At 65.6% G+C, this 12,990-nt stretch carries 14 protein-coding genes and 1 pseudogene; 7 read left to right on the forward strand and 8 right to left on the reverse strand.

The window, feature by feature from the left end; translation table 11 throughout:
- Positions 1-35: 35 nt before the first annotated feature.
- The 7 genes from guaA to HLA91_RS10570 form a co-directional block, all read right to left on the reverse strand.
- Positions 36-1,634: a glutamine-hydrolyzing GMP synthase gene (gene guaA, locus HLA91_RS10540; protein ID WP_170274623.1), complete on the reverse strand. Its 1,599-nt coding sequence runs from the start codon at positions 1,632-1,634 to the stop codon at positions 36-38.
- A 34-nt stretch (positions 1,635-1,668) separates the two neighbouring features.
- Entirely contained in the window at positions 1,669-2,139 is a 471-nt protein-coding gene (locus tag HLA91_RS10545) for a DUF3817 domain-containing protein (RefSeq protein WP_165883489.1), read from the reverse strand.
- Positions 2,129-3,025 (reverse strand): SURF1 family protein, encoded by an 897-nt coding sequence (locus HLA91_RS10550; RefSeq protein WP_165883490.1) that lies wholly within the window; start codon positions 3,023-3,025, stop codon positions 2,129-2,131. The genes HLA91_RS10545 and HLA91_RS10550 overlap by 11 nt, the downstream gene beginning before the upstream one ends.
- A gap of 32 nt (positions 3,026-3,057) precedes the next feature.
- The gene (locus HLA91_RS10555) at positions 3,058-4,194 is read right to left on the reverse strand and encodes a GuaB3 family IMP dehydrogenase-related protein (protein WP_170274624.1); all 1,137 of its coding nucleotides are present in this window, start codon (positions 4,192-4,194) and stop codon (positions 3,058-3,060) included.
- A gap of 72 nt (positions 4,195-4,266) precedes the next feature.
- On the reverse strand, positions 4,267-4,677 hold the full coding sequence (locus tag HLA91_RS10560) for a mycothiol transferase (protein WP_170274642.1): 411 nt from the start codon (positions 4,675-4,677) through the stop codon (positions 4,267-4,269).
- 6 nt (positions 4,678-4,683) lie between these two features.
- Positions 4,684-5,340, reverse strand: coding sequence for a CatB-related O-acetyltransferase (locus tag HLA91_RS14095; RefSeq protein ID WP_170274625.1), 657 nt, complete (start codon positions 5,338-5,340; stop codon positions 4,684-4,686).
- Positions 5,337-5,543: a P-loop NTPase family protein gene (locus tag HLA91_RS10570; protein WP_170274626.1), complete on the reverse strand. Its 207-nt coding sequence runs from the start codon at positions 5,541-5,543 to the stop codon at positions 5,337-5,339. Before HLA91_RS10570 ends, HLA91_RS14095 begins: the two co-directional genes overlap by 4 nt.
- Before the next feature lie 27 nt (positions 5,544-5,570).
- On the opposite strand from HLA91_RS10570, the gene HLA91_RS10575 reads away from it, so the two are divergent.
- Positions 5,571-7,706, forward strand: coding sequence for a recombinase family protein (locus HLA91_RS10575; RefSeq protein ID WP_239557078.1), 2,136 nt, complete (start codon positions 5,571-5,573; stop codon positions 7,704-7,706).
- Here the strand turns inward: HLA91_RS10575 and HLA91_RS10585 are convergent.
- Complete coding sequence (locus HLA91_RS10585) at positions 7,649-8,347, reverse strand: TetR family transcriptional regulator (protein WP_170274628.1); 699 nt, start codon at positions 8,345-8,347, stop codon at positions 7,649-7,651. The genes HLA91_RS10575 and HLA91_RS10585 overlap by 58 nt on opposite strands.
- A gap of 419 nt (positions 8,348-8,766) precedes the next feature.
- Here HLA91_RS10585 and HLA91_RS10590 point away from each other — a divergent pair, with 419 nt between their 5' ends.
- From HLA91_RS10590 to HLA91_RS10610, 6 genes and pseudogenes are all read left to right on the forward strand, one after another.
- The gene (locus tag HLA91_RS10590; RefSeq protein WP_212754295.1) at positions 8,767-9,039 is read left to right on the forward strand and encodes a phosphopantetheine-binding protein; all 273 of its coding nucleotides are present in this window, start codon (positions 8,767-8,769) and stop codon (positions 9,037-9,039) included.
- Positions 9,040-9,074: 35 nt separating this feature from the next.
- Complete coding sequence (locus HLA91_RS13680; protein ID WP_204514212.1) at positions 9,075-9,233, forward strand: hypothetical protein; 159 nt, start codon at positions 9,075-9,077, stop codon at positions 9,231-9,233.
- Between the two features lie 30 nt (positions 9,234-9,263).
- Positions 9,264-10,262: pseudogene (locus tag HLA91_RS10595) on the forward strand (aminotransferase class I/II-fold pyridoxal phosphate-dependent enzyme); the annotation flags it as partial.
- A gap of 83 nt (positions 10,263-10,345) precedes the next feature.
- Positions 10,346-11,260, forward strand: a complete 915-nt coding sequence (locus HLA91_RS10600; RefSeq protein ID WP_338076812.1) for an MFS transporter — start codon at positions 10,346-10,348, stop codon at positions 11,258-11,260.
- Positions 11,261-11,294: 34 nt separating this feature from the next.
- The gene (locus HLA91_RS10605; RefSeq protein WP_204514213.1) at positions 11,295-12,200 is read left to right on the forward strand and encodes a DUF2268 domain-containing putative Zn-dependent protease; all 906 of its coding nucleotides are present in this window, start codon (positions 11,295-11,297) and stop codon (positions 12,198-12,200) included.
- Positions 12,201-12,214: 14 nt separating this feature from the next.
- Entirely contained in the window at positions 12,215-12,889 is a 675-nt protein-coding gene (locus HLA91_RS10610; RefSeq protein ID WP_170274631.1) for a MerR family transcriptional regulator, read from the forward strand.
- Positions 12,890-12,990 lie beyond the last annotated feature (101 nt).

Below are 12,990 nucleotides of genomic sequence, written 5' to 3' on the forward strand. Positions count from 1 at the left end.
GGAGCTGACCGGCACCGGCGTGTGGCCGGGCCGGCTCACTCCCACTCGATGGTGCCCGGCGGCTTCGAGGTGACGTCGAGGACGACGCGGTTGACCTCTTCTACCTCGTTGGTGATCCGGTTGGAGATCGTGGCGAGCAGATCGTAGGGCAGGCGCGTCCAGTCCGCAGTCATCGCATCCTCGCTGGAGACCGGACGCAGCACGATCGGGTGGCCGTAGGTGCGGCCATCGCCCTGCACACCGACCGAGCGGACGTCAGCCAGCAGCACGACCGGGCACTGCCAGATCTCAGCATCGAGGCCGGCGGCGGTGAGCTCGGCGCGGACGATCGCATCAGCTTTCCGCAGCGTCTCGAGGCGGTCCTTCGTCACCTCACCGATGATGCGGATGCCCAGGCCCGGGCCGGGGAACGGCTGCCGGGAGACGATCACCTCGGGCAGGCCGAGTTCCCGGCCGATGGCGCGGACCTCGTCCTTGAACAGGGCGCGCAGCGGCTCGACGAGCGTGAACTGCAGGTCCTCGGGCAGGCCGCCGACATTGTGGTGGCTCTTGATGTTCGCAGTGCCCGAACCGCCGCCGGACTCGACGACGTCGGGGTACAGGGTGCCCTGAACGAGGAACTCGATCTCCTCACCGGATCCATCAGCGGCGTTCTCACGAGCTTCGAGGACGAGGTCGGCGGCAGCGTTTTCGAAGGTGCGGATGAACTCGTGGCCGATGGCCTTGCGCTTGTCCTCGGGGTCGGTGATGCCGGCGAGCTGGCCGAGGAACTGCTCGGAGGCGTCGATGGTGACCAGGCGGATGCCAGTGGCGTCGACGTAGTCGTTCTCGACCTGGGTGCGCTCATCCTGGCGCAGCAGTCCGTGATCGACGAACACACAGGTGAGCTGATCGCCGACGGCCTTGTGCACGAGGGCTGCGGCGACCGCGGAGTCGACGCCGCCGGACAGTCCGCAGATGACCTTCTTGTTCCCGACCTGCCGGCGGATGAGCTCGACCTGCTCGTCGATGACGCTGGCTGGTGACCAGTCGGAGGTCAGGCCTGCGACGCGGTACAGGAAGTTGCGCAGCACCTCCTGCCCGAACTCCGAGTGCATGACCTCCGGGTGCCACTGCACGCCGGCGAAGCGGCGCTCGGGGTTCTCGAACGCAGCGATCGGCGCACCGGCAGTCGAGGCCAGCACGGTGAAGCCGTCTGGAGCTTCGGTGACGGAGTCGCCGTGACTCATCCACACGGTCTGGGTCTCCGGCTGCCCGGCCAGCAGGGTGCCGGATTCGGTCACGGTGAGCTGGGTGGAGCCGTATTCGCGGCGGTCGGTCTTGGCGACTGTGCCGCCGAGTGAGGTCGTCATGATCTGGAAGCCGTAGCAGATCCCGAAGATCGGCACCCCGAGGTCGAAGACCTCAGTGTCGAGGGCCGGCACGCCCTCACCGTAGACCGAGGACGGCCCACCGGAGAGCACGATCGCCACCGGCTTGCGTGCGGCGAACTCCGCGGCCTTCGCGGTGTGCGGGATGACCTCGGAGTACATGCCGGCTTCACGGACGCGGCGGGCGATGAGCTGGGCGTACTGGGCGCCGAAGTCGACGACGAGAACGGGTGGCACCTGCGTTGCGGTGGGAGTCTGGGTCATGTGCTCAATCCTAATGTGCTTGGCGACTGCGGGGTCAGCCCTCGACAGGGGCGACGACGACGGCGGCGTCGAGTTCGTGCTGGACGCGGTGGTGGACACGGCGCTCAAGGATGAAGGACATGACCGGGACGACACCGGCCAGGGCCATGAGCAGCAGCCGGCTGAGCTTCCAGCGCATCGTCTGGTTCAGCCACAGGCACGAGATGAGGTAGACGACGTAGCACCAGCCGTGGCTGATGGCGATCGCGGCGGCGAGGTTGAAGTTGCCGATCATGAGCGCCTGGGAGGCGTCGCCGTTCATGATGAGCCCGACGATGATGTACTTGTAGATCATCTCGACGGTGAGGATGAGCAGCAGGGTGCCGGTGATGATCGCCATGACCCGGTAGAAGCGCGAGGCGTTGAGCGCTGAGGTGTAGCGGCTGTAGAGCCAGACGTTGTCATCGGACAGGTCGGGCCGGGCGTCGTCGGGGTGCTGGCGGGCATCATGGGGGTCAGTGACCATCGGTGTCCTTCGTCGGGTGCTGCTGAGGCTGCGCGTCCTGGCCGGGCCGACTCGCTCCGGCGGGCTTGACGACCACATAGTCTACTGTCTTCCCGGCCGCGGCGCGCTGCTGGGCGAGGTAGGCGTCGCGCAGCAGACGCCACCAGATGTAGAACGCGAATCCGGCGAAGAACAGCCATTCGAGGGCATAGACACCGGACTGCAGGTCGAAGCCGCCGGATTCGTCTGCGTTGAGGTCCACGCGGGTGAGCCCATCGGCCGCTGCTGAGGCGCCGGGCCCGGTGTCCTGTTCGGGGAAGAGATAGCCGGAGTAGGTGTAGACGTCGAAGAGGTTGACCAGCTGCGAGGTCGACACGGTGCGCACCTGCCCGGCTGGCAGGCCCTCGGTCGATTCGGGTCCTTCGATCGGGCCGAGCCGGGCGGTCATCTCGACCGCACCGTCCTTGGCACGCGAGTTCATCGCCGCCTCTTCGTTCTCCACCCAGCCGCGCACCACGGGGATGGCGATCGGGCGGGTCTCATCCGCCTCGGCGCCGGTGAGCTGGGCGTCCTCGCCGATCGTCGCGCCGTCGGGGGCGAACATCGTGACGACCCAGAAGCCCTCGGTGCCGTCGTGGTAGCGGCCGGTGACGACGACCTGCGCATCGGGCAGGTAGTGGCCGGTGAGCGTCACTCGCTGGTCGGCGACGAGCCCGGGCTGCGGGACCTGGGCTTGGACGACCTCGTTGAAGTCCTTGACGGTTTCGATGTCCTGGGAGCTGATGGCGTCGTTCTTGTGCTGGGCGCGGTTGAGCTGCCAGTAGGACAGCCCGACGAAGACGGTGGCGAGCAGCAGGACGAGGGCGAGGAAGCCCATCCAGCGTGGGGTGAAGGCGAGTCGGAGCATACGGATCGCTCAGCGCTGTGCGGCGCGCCGGCTCAGAACCCCGCGTTCTGCGGCTGGTATGGGGAGACGACGACGTCGACGCGCTGGAACTCCTTGAGATCCAGGTAGCCGGTCGTCGCCATCGCCCGGCGCAGCGCCCCGGCAAGGTTGACTTCGCCGATCGCGGTGTGGCCGGGACCGAAGAGCAGCTGTTCGAGCGGGGCGACGGTGCCGATGTCGACGCGGCGTCCGCGCGGAAGCTGGCTGTGGTGGGCTTCAGCACCCCAGTGACAGCCCTTGCCCGGAGCCTCTTCGGCACGGGCGAGCGCGGAGCCGAGCATCACGGCGTCAGCGCCCATCGCGAAGGCCTTGATGATGTCGCCGGAGGTGCCGAGTCCGCCGTCGGCGATGACGTGGACGTAGCGGCCGCCGGATTCGTCCATGTAGTCCCGGCGGGCGGCGTGCACATCGGCAAGTGCGGTGGCCATCGGTGCGTGGATGCCCAGCGTGCGCCGTGTGGTGGCCGCTGCTCCCCCGCCGAAGCCGACGAGCACACCGGCGGCACCGGTGCGCATGAGGTGCAGGGAGGCGGTGTAGGTGGCGGCGCCGCCGACGATGACGGGCACGTCGAGTTCGTAGATGAAGCGCTTGAGGTTGAGCGGTTCGGCGTTGGAGGAGACATGCTCGGCCGACACGGTGGTGCCGCGGATGACGAACAGGTCGACGCCGGCGTCGACGACGGTGCGCCAGAACTCCTGGGTGCGCTGCGGGGTGAGCGCGCCGGCGACGGTGACGCCGGCTTCGCGGATCTCTGCCAGGCGGGCGGTGATGAGCTCTTCCTTGATCGGCTCGGCGTAGATCTGCTGCATCCGCTCGGTGGCCTGGTCAGACGGCAGTGAGGCGATCTCGTCGAGGTAGGGCTGCGGGTCCTCATAGCGGGTCCACACGCCTTCGAGGTCGAGCACGCCGAGGCCGCCGAGCCTGCCGAGGGCGATGGCCGTGGCCGGGGAGGCGACGGAGTCCATCGGGGCGGACATGAACGGGATGTCGAAGTGATAGGCGTCGATCTGCCATTCGAGGGAGACATCCTGCGGGTCGCGGGTGCGCCGGGCCGGGATGATCGCGATGTCATCCAGGGAGAAGGCCCGCAGGCCGCGCTTGCCTTTGCCGATTTCGATTTCGCTGCTCACACCTCCAGGGTATCGCAGGCCCCAGACGCATCTCTCATCGGCTGTTCAGGCACGCAGCCGGCGCTGCTGTGGTCAGTCGCCGGTGGACCCGTCGAGGTGTTCGCGGATGAGGTCGGCGTGGCCGAGGTGACGGTTGTACTCCTCGATCATGTGCACGAGCATCCAGCGGATGCTCCACGGCTCGCCTTCGCGTGGTGGTGCGGCAACGGGCGCGGACAGGTCGGTGATGCCTGCGGTGATCCCACGCGAACGGGCGGCGGTGTCGGTGAACAGGGCCCGCGCCTCGGCGGCGGGGATCTCGGCTGCGAGGTCCCAGTCCCAGTCGCTGCTGTCCTCCCACGGTGCGGTGTCCCACGGCGCGGCGGGCGGGCGGCCACACGGTGGCCGAACCAGTAGTCCTCGACGAAGGCCATGTGGGTGAGCAGCCCGGCCAGGGTCATCGTCGACGGTGCCAGCGGCGTGCGCAGCGGCCGGCGGTGCGATGTTCGCTCAGTCGGTCATCGTGGCTGCCAGCTCGGCGAGCTGCTGGGGTGTGCCGGTCATGATCGCGGCGGCGTGTGCCGTGATCGGCTCGATCGGCCAGTCCCACCACCGCACGCGGCGCAGCAGGTCGACCTCGTCTGGTGTGAAGCGGCTGCGGATGTGCCGGGCCGGGTTGCCGGCCACCACCGCATAGGTTGCGACATCGCCGGTCACCACCGACCTCGCGCCGATGATCGCGCCGTCGCCGATCGTGACGCCGGGCAGGATCATCGCCTCGCGGCCGATCCACACATCATTGCCGATCGTCGTGTCACCGGCCTGTTCCAGGCTCGTGAAGGCGTTGAGGGTGTTCGCGGTCCAGTCGCCGCCGAACATCGTGAACGGGTATGTCGACGGGCCGGCCATCGGATGCGTGCCGCCGGGCATGAGGAACTGCGCGCCGGGGCCGATCTCGGTGAAACTGCCGATCCGCAGCCGCTGCGGCCCGTAGAGGTAGGCGACATTGGCCTTAGCGAACGGCGGTCGCCACCCTTCATCGTCGTAGTAGGTGTAGCGGCCGATCTCAATGAGCGGTGAGCTGACGTCGTGTGCCAGGAAGACGACGTTGGTCAGCTCCGGCCGGGTCGTCGGGGTGCGCGCGTGGGCGTCGGGGATGCCAGTCATGGGTTCTCCTCTGATTCGGGCGGGTCGATGCGGTGCAGGCCGGAGGTATCGAGCTCCAGCCAGGTGTCGAGCTGGCAGCGGGCGAGGAAGGCGCCGTCGTGGCTGACGATGATGAGCCTGCCGCGATAGGACTCCAGCGCGGAGACGAGGGCGTCGACGCTGGAGAGGTCGAGGCTGTTGGTCGGTTCGTCGATCAAGCTCAAGGGGCAGAGGGAAGGCAGACACACCTGATGTCCATGAACACCACCACGACAACGAACACCAACACGACCACTACGAACAGGCTCTTGGAGCTACCACAGCTCACGCCGGAGCTGCGGGCCGCAGTCGAGCGGCTGCGCGAAATGGCCGGAGAGAACTGGACCGCTTCGATCCTCTATGGCCGGGCCTCCCAGGACCGGCACAAGCTGATGCGCTCGATCGATGACCAGCTCACCGACATGGTCGGCTGGTGCCTGCCGATCGAATGGTACCCAGAGGCGATCGTTCGCGACGCTGACCGGTCGGCCTCTCAGTGGCGCAGGCGGGAACGCGAAGGCTTCGACGAGGCCATGGCCTTGATCGAGTCCCGCAAGTACGGCGGCTTCGCCTCCTGGGAGCCCTCGCGTGCCGGGCGCGATATGGAGGTCTACGTGCAGTTGCGCAAGGCCTGCCAGCGCGCCGGAGTCCTCTACCTCACCCACGGCAGGGTGTACGACTTCTCCCGCTCCGATGACACGTTCATGATGGGCTTCGAGTTCCTCCGCGCCGAGGCCGATGCGAACACGATGCGGGAGCGGCAGTTGCGCACGGCCAAGATCAACGCGGACAAGGGCCGCCCCCACGGTCGTCTCCCGTACGGGTACCGGCGGGTCTACGACCAGCACACCGGTGTCCTACTGCGCCAGGAACCCGACCCCCACACCGGGCAGATCGTCCGCGATGCCGCCCGTGACGTGCTCGCGGGTAAGAGCATGTACTCGATCGCGATGCGGTTGCAGGATGCCGGGGAGCCCACACCGAAGAAGCCGTGGGCCGAGAGTCCCCGCGGCTGGGATACCTACACCGTCCGCCAGGTGCTCCAGAACCCCACCATCGCCGGCAAGCGCGTCTACCGTGGCGAGGTTATCGGGGATGCGCAGTGGGAGCCGCTGATCGACTGGGAGGACTTCCAGAAGATCCAGCGCCTCTTCGCCGATCCCGGTCGTCTGGTCAAGGGCGGGGGCGGGATGGCCGCGAAGACGCTCATGGTCCACATCGCCCGCTTCCACTACTGCGGCCGCCCTTTGAAGCGGGCCACGATGCGGAAGAAGGAAAGGACTCCTGCGGTGAAGTACCAGTGCCAGTTCCGGGGGTGCTACAAGACGATGATCTCCCAGCCGGGCCTGGACGCCTATGTCGAGCAGGTCGTGCTCGAGTGGTTCCAGAACCCGACCAACCTCGCCTGGCTCACCGGCGACGACGACGGCGATTGGCTCAAGGTTGCCGAAGCCGCCGAACAGAAGCGGGCGGCCTTGCAGGCCCGGCTGGACGAGGTCATCGCCCAGTATGCGGTCGGGAGTCTGAACCTCGACACGCTGACCAGCTGGAAGCCGCGTTGCGGCCCCAGATCGCCGAGGCCGAGCAGGCGCTCATCCCCCCCCCCGGTGACCGAACGAACGCGTCCGCGCTCTCGTCACCGCCGAGGATGTGCCCACCGCGTGGGCGCGCTTGCCGTTGGCGGAGCGGAGGAAGATCATCAAGGCCACGTTCAACGTGCGCATCCAGCAGACGAAGAACCGGGGCCAGAACGCGTTCGAGCCCGAGCGGGTACTCATCGAGCCCCGCGCCCTCTAAAGGACGCGAGGCTCGATGCCGGACCGGTCAGAGTACCGGACGGGTCAGGAGGCGCCGCCGCGGAGTTGGTGACGGATCATCTCGGCCTGCTCGACACTCATAGGCGGGAACCGGCAGGCCGTGGACTTCGCGGCCTGCCGGATCGCCTCCCGGTCGGTCTCGGTCAGTGCCTCGTCGTCGATCGCGAGACGAGGTTTCGTTGTGGGGCTGTTGGTCTGGGTGTGGGATGCCGGCGCGCTGCTCATATCCGACAGGTACGCTCTTGCACCCGCGGCCAGAAGAAGGCGACCGCTACATCTAGCCATCTCCGCCGATTCGAATCACTATATCTAGATCCTTGGCTCCTCGCCGGCTATGCGTTGCCTTGCGGCGATCGCGGTGAGCTGTCGTTGTCTCTCAGTGTTGATAGTCCGAACCGGGATTGTCGCGACACCTTCCCTATGACGGTGATCTGTATGATCACGAGCGAGAAGACACGCCAGAGGAGCTGCCCTTACCGGGTCTCTCCGGCGGCTGCGGGAATGAGACCCGCGCTCCGCGAGTCAAGGTAATCACGTGCATGCTGCTGACCGGTGTCGAGGAGCTTTCGACTGTCGGAGATGCCGAGGTTGTCCAGCATTTGCAGCCATGCTTGCTCCACGCGATGCCCGAGCTTGCTGAGTGAGCCAAGCCGGTCAGCGAGCTGGTAGGTTCCGTAGAGGACCGAGATCATCATCCAGGCTTCGTCGTCGAGGTCGATGTCCTGAGCGATCTGGCCAGCTTCCTGCGCTCGTATCAGCTGGCGCTTCACAAGCGTCATCCACGTCGTACAGGGCTGGAAGTCTCCGCCATCGGGTGCGGTCCGGTCGCCTTCCAGGGCCATTGCTGCCTGAAAAATGGACATGTTCTTCTCATCGGTGATGACGATGAACACCGTCGCAACCAAGGCTTCAAGACCCGAAACTCCTCGGCGTTCGAGTCCTTCCGCGCAGGTATTGAGCAACTGGTCCTGGCGAGACAGGACCGCGTGGGCGATGTCGGCCTTGGCCGGGAAGTGGTAGGTGATGAAGTTTGGGGTGCTCTTGCCGAGCACCTTGAGGATGCCAGTGTGGGTGGTTCCTCCGTAGCCGTTGCGCGCGAACTCACCCGCTGCGGCGCTGACGATCAGATCACGAGTTGCAGACGAACGCGACTGTCGAGTCCGCATCGGCATCCGCTCCTTCCCGCTTCATCGATCGCTTCCGGCCGTCGTCCAGTCTACCCTTCCCGTTCCCCACGCACTTCAATCGCGAGCGAGCACGGCCACCTGATCGCAGCTCTGCCGGAGGCTCACGCGCACGCAGGAAATGGGCGGGTGACCAACGTCACTCCTATCTCACCACCGACGGTCCGACAAGGCTTGCGGAGGGCTGTCTCGCACCAGGTGCGACCAGCACCTTCACGGCTCCCGCTTCGTCGAACACCACCAGCTGCCACCCGGCGCCATGCACTCGACGGCAACAACGTTGTGCCACAGAGTTTAGATGCGCGTCTAAATCGGTGTTAGGCTACTTCTCGGCCCGGCTGGGGTCCTGCGACACGTGCCGGGTTTCTCCTCATTGGAACAAAGAAAGACGGACAACCATGCCTCATGTGAATGTGACGGAAGAGAAGCTGCGCTCGGTCGTCTTCGAGATTCTCGACGATGCCTCCGGTGTGGAGAACGCCGATCTCAACTCGAATCTCGACGACGTTGGCGTGGACTCTCTCGGTCTGACCGAGTTGATCGTCGAGATCGAGACTCGTCTCGACCTCGGCGAAGAACTCGACAGCAAGCTCAACGGCCTTGATCGCACCGGAATTCTCGGCACGCTCATCGAGCACCTCCATGGCGTCATCAACTCCCTGCCAGCCCCGACCAGCTGAGCACCGGCAGAAACCACGACAAGGACAGATGACTCATGACTGACACCCTTCTTGACAGCCCGATCGCCGGGGAATTCGCCGCCTGGGAGAACGAAGGAGTTTCCCCGTTCCTCCCCACGGTCGAATCCAACACCGGAAACCGAGTCCGCATGAACGGCCGCGATGGCGTGCTCATGTTCGGCTCGTGCGACTAACTCGGACTCTCCCAGAATCCCGCGGTCGCCGAGGCATCGATCCAGGCGATCCGGCGTTTCGGAACGAACACCTACGGCGCACAGGCCCTGTGCGGACACACCGTCCTCCACGAGGACATCGAGAATCGTCTCGCACGCCTCCACGACAAGGACGCCGCGCTCCTGTTCCCCTCGGGCATGTCGGCCAACCTCGCCGTGCTCACCAGCCTGGCCGGTCCCGAGGACGTGATCATCAACGACCGGCTCAACCACGTCTCGATCTTCATGGGCGCCCGCCTCTCCGGCGCGAAAGTCCGTACGTACCAGCACAACGACATGCGCCGCCTCGAAGCCATCCTGTCCTCGACGACAGACAAGCGACGACGCATCATCGTCACCGACGGCTTGTTCTCCGCCGACGGTGACCTCGCGCCCCTGGACACGATCACCGGCTTGGCCGAGACCTACGACGCGATGGTCGTCGTGGACGAAGCCCACTCCTTCGGCTGCCTTGGCCCGCGTGGACTGGGCGCAGCCGATCACTTCGGGGTGCTCGACAAAGTCGACGTGATCGTCGGAACCATGAGCAAAGCCATCGGCAGCACCGGAGGCTTCGTCGTCACCAGCCATGACATCCAGTTGCTGCTGCGAACCACCGCCCCCTCGTACACGAGTTCACGAGGTGCGTCCCCCGCCGTGGCCGGAGCCACCCTGAAAGCTCTGGAGATCATCGAGCACGACGGACCTGAACTGAGAGCCAGACTCGCCGAGAACGTCAAGTACATCTCGTCGAGACTGCGTGTGGAGGGTATCGACCTGGCCGACACGTCCAGCCAGGTCCTTCCGGTCATGATCGGATCCGAGGACACGACGATCCGGGTCGCACACTGGCTCATCGAGCACGGAGTGTTCGCTGCCGCGTTCACGTTCCCCAATGTCCCCAGAGGCAAGGGGCGCCTGCGAATCGGAGTCACCGCCGCCCATACCCGCGCTGAATGCGACGAACTCATCGACAGGCTGCTCCAGGCACGGGAGGACTACCCGTTCTAAATGAGTGACAAGACCAGGCCCACCTCGCTAACCCCCATGGACACTCATCCTGCCCCGATGGCCGCCCGGTCCGGACCGGCTGGATTCTCGCGGCCATCGCCACTGCTTATCTTGTCGTGATGATGGACTACTCCATCATCAATGTGGCGTTGCAGACCATCCAGGAAGACTTCGACGCCTCGAACGCGCAGATGCAATGGATGGTCAGCGGATACGAGATCTTTTACGCCGCACTACTCCTGCCCGCCGGATTCCTCGCCGATCGGTACGGACGCAACCGCGTGCTCATCACCGGTCTGCTCGTATTCCTCCTCGGCTCCGGCCTCATGGCCACAGCGGCCTCGGCCAACCAGATCATCGTCTGGCGAGTCCTCATGGGCATCGGCGGAGCCGTGGTCCCAGCGACCACGCTCGCGATCATCAAGCACATCTTCCCCGCGGCCAAACAGGCACGGGCCATGGGCGTGTGGTCGGCAGTCGGCGGGGCGTCTGTCGCGGTCGGTCCCATCCTTGGCGGGCTCCTGGTCCAGTTCTTCCCCTGGTGGTCCATCTTCCTCATCAATGTGCCCATCGTTGCCGTCTTCCTCATCGTCATCGCGAAGGCCACGCCCGAGTCCAAGACCCCCACCGGGAACAGGCTCGATGTCATCGGCATCGTTCTCTCCGCGGCCGCTGTCGCAGCGCTGACCTTCGGTCTGATCCGCGGCGGCGAGACTGCTCAATGGGTGGGATGGGATACGGCCGGGATGATCACACTCGGCGTGCTCCTGCTCATCGTCCTGGTGATCGTCGAACGGCACCGGCTCGCCCCGATGCTCGATGTCAGTCTGTTGCGGCACCGGGCGTTTGCCACAGGCACCATGTCGATCTCCCTGGCCTACTTCGCATTGACCGGCGGCACGTTCCTGCTCGTGTTCTATATCCAGCTCATCCGTGGACAAACACCCCTCGAACTAGGTGTACTGACCGGACACGTTGATCGACGGTCAGGAGCTTGACCTTGACGCAGCGTCAATGTTTAGCGTCGCGAGCATGACAGTGACGATGATTGACAGTGCCGCTGGGATGCGGGCGATGGTGAGCAGTTCTCCGGAGCAGTGGAAGGACGCAGCTCGCAGACTGTGGGAGCCGATGGCGGGGATGTACTTCTTCATTCCCGGTGGACCTGATCTGGCCGCGGTTCACAGCCAGAACTTCGGTTTCAGACCCTCCGTAGCGGCAGACAAGATCCTCGGCGCGGTCGACGCTTTGGAACGCGCCGATGCTTGGGGCCGTGTCGAGCGAGCGCTCGAAACGGGGCTGCGGGAGCTGAGTGCCGCCGATCCGACTGTGGCGATGCCTGACCTGAAGGTGTTGCTCGTGCTCGGGGATCCCACCAACAAGCACTTCATGGATGAGATCCGCGGCCTGTCGGCCTTCGGTGGGATCAGCGGGTACATCGCCATCACGATCTGGCCCACCGACGAGGTTCTGGCGCGGTTGGAGGGCATCGCCCTGCACGAGCTCCACCACAATGTGCGGTACTCGCCAAGACATGTGGTGTGGAACCCGCAGACGGTGACGGTTGGTGAGCACGTGGTGGCTGAGGGTCTCGCGGACCTGTTCGCCGCCGACATGGTGGGCGAGCAGGGATTCACGCACTTCGTCAGCGACCAGACCCGTACCAGTGACGAGGTGCTGCGCCGCGTTGTGGAGGGCTTGGACGTGACTGGCATGCAGGATTTCGCGGCTTGGGTGTTGGGCGATCCGAGCGCTCGCCTGTTCGGCGCGACACCGGTCGGGCTGTCCACCGGCGCTGGTTACGCTGCCGGGGCTCGCATCGTGTCCGCCTTTCTGGAGGCCACCGGACAGTCACCCGCCAGGGCTGTGGCCACGCCCGCCTCCGAGATCCTGGCCGTGGCACTGCCACAGTTGGGTCTGACAATGCCTGCCCGCTGACGAGAGAGGCCGAGATGGTGGAGTGGACCGTCCAAGAACTCGCTGACCGCGCCGGCATCAGCGCCAGGACATTGCGTCACTATCACCAGATCGGCCTGCTCGTCCCGGACCGGATCGGTGCGAACGGCTACCGCTACTACGGACCCGTCGCCGTGGCACGCCTGCAACGCATCCTGCTCCTGCGTGAAGCTGGCCTGGCTTTGAGTGCGATCAGCGAAGCACTGGCAAGTGACGCGAACCCAGGAGACGAGATCACCGCCCTCGAGGCGCACCTGACACACCTCGAGCACGAGCGGGAAGCACTGGGACGTCGTATCGCGTCCGTCGAGCACACAGTGGCGATGAGACGCGAGGGGCGCCAGCCGCGGATGGACATGATGCTCGAAGGCTTCAACGACCGCTACGAGGCTGAGGTGACCCAACGATGGGGACGCGTGGTCTTCGAGCAGTCCAACCGGTGGTGGCATGCCAAGAGCCTCACCCAGCAGCGCCAGTTCCAAGCCGATGCCGAGCGACTCTTGGCGCGGTGGGGCGAACTTCACCAGTCGGGTGTCTCCCCATTCTGCGACCCGGCCCAACAGCACGCAGCCGCCCACGCCGCCTGGTTCGCCCAGATCCCCGGGACGCCCGGGCATGCCGGCGATCTGGACAAGACCCGCGCCATGAACCGTCCTGGGTTTCGTTCCTAGATGGTTGGTAAAGACAGTTCATCGTTGGTGAGGCTTTCGGCGTATTGGGCTTCGACTTCTGCTGGTGTCTTGTAGCCCAGTGCTTCGTGCAGCCGGGTGGT

Source organism: Brevibacterium luteolum (assembly GCF_013004595.1).
GTDB classification, from domain to species: domain Bacteria; phylum Actinomycetota; class Actinomycetes; order Actinomycetales; family Brevibacteriaceae; genus Brevibacterium; species Brevibacterium luteolum.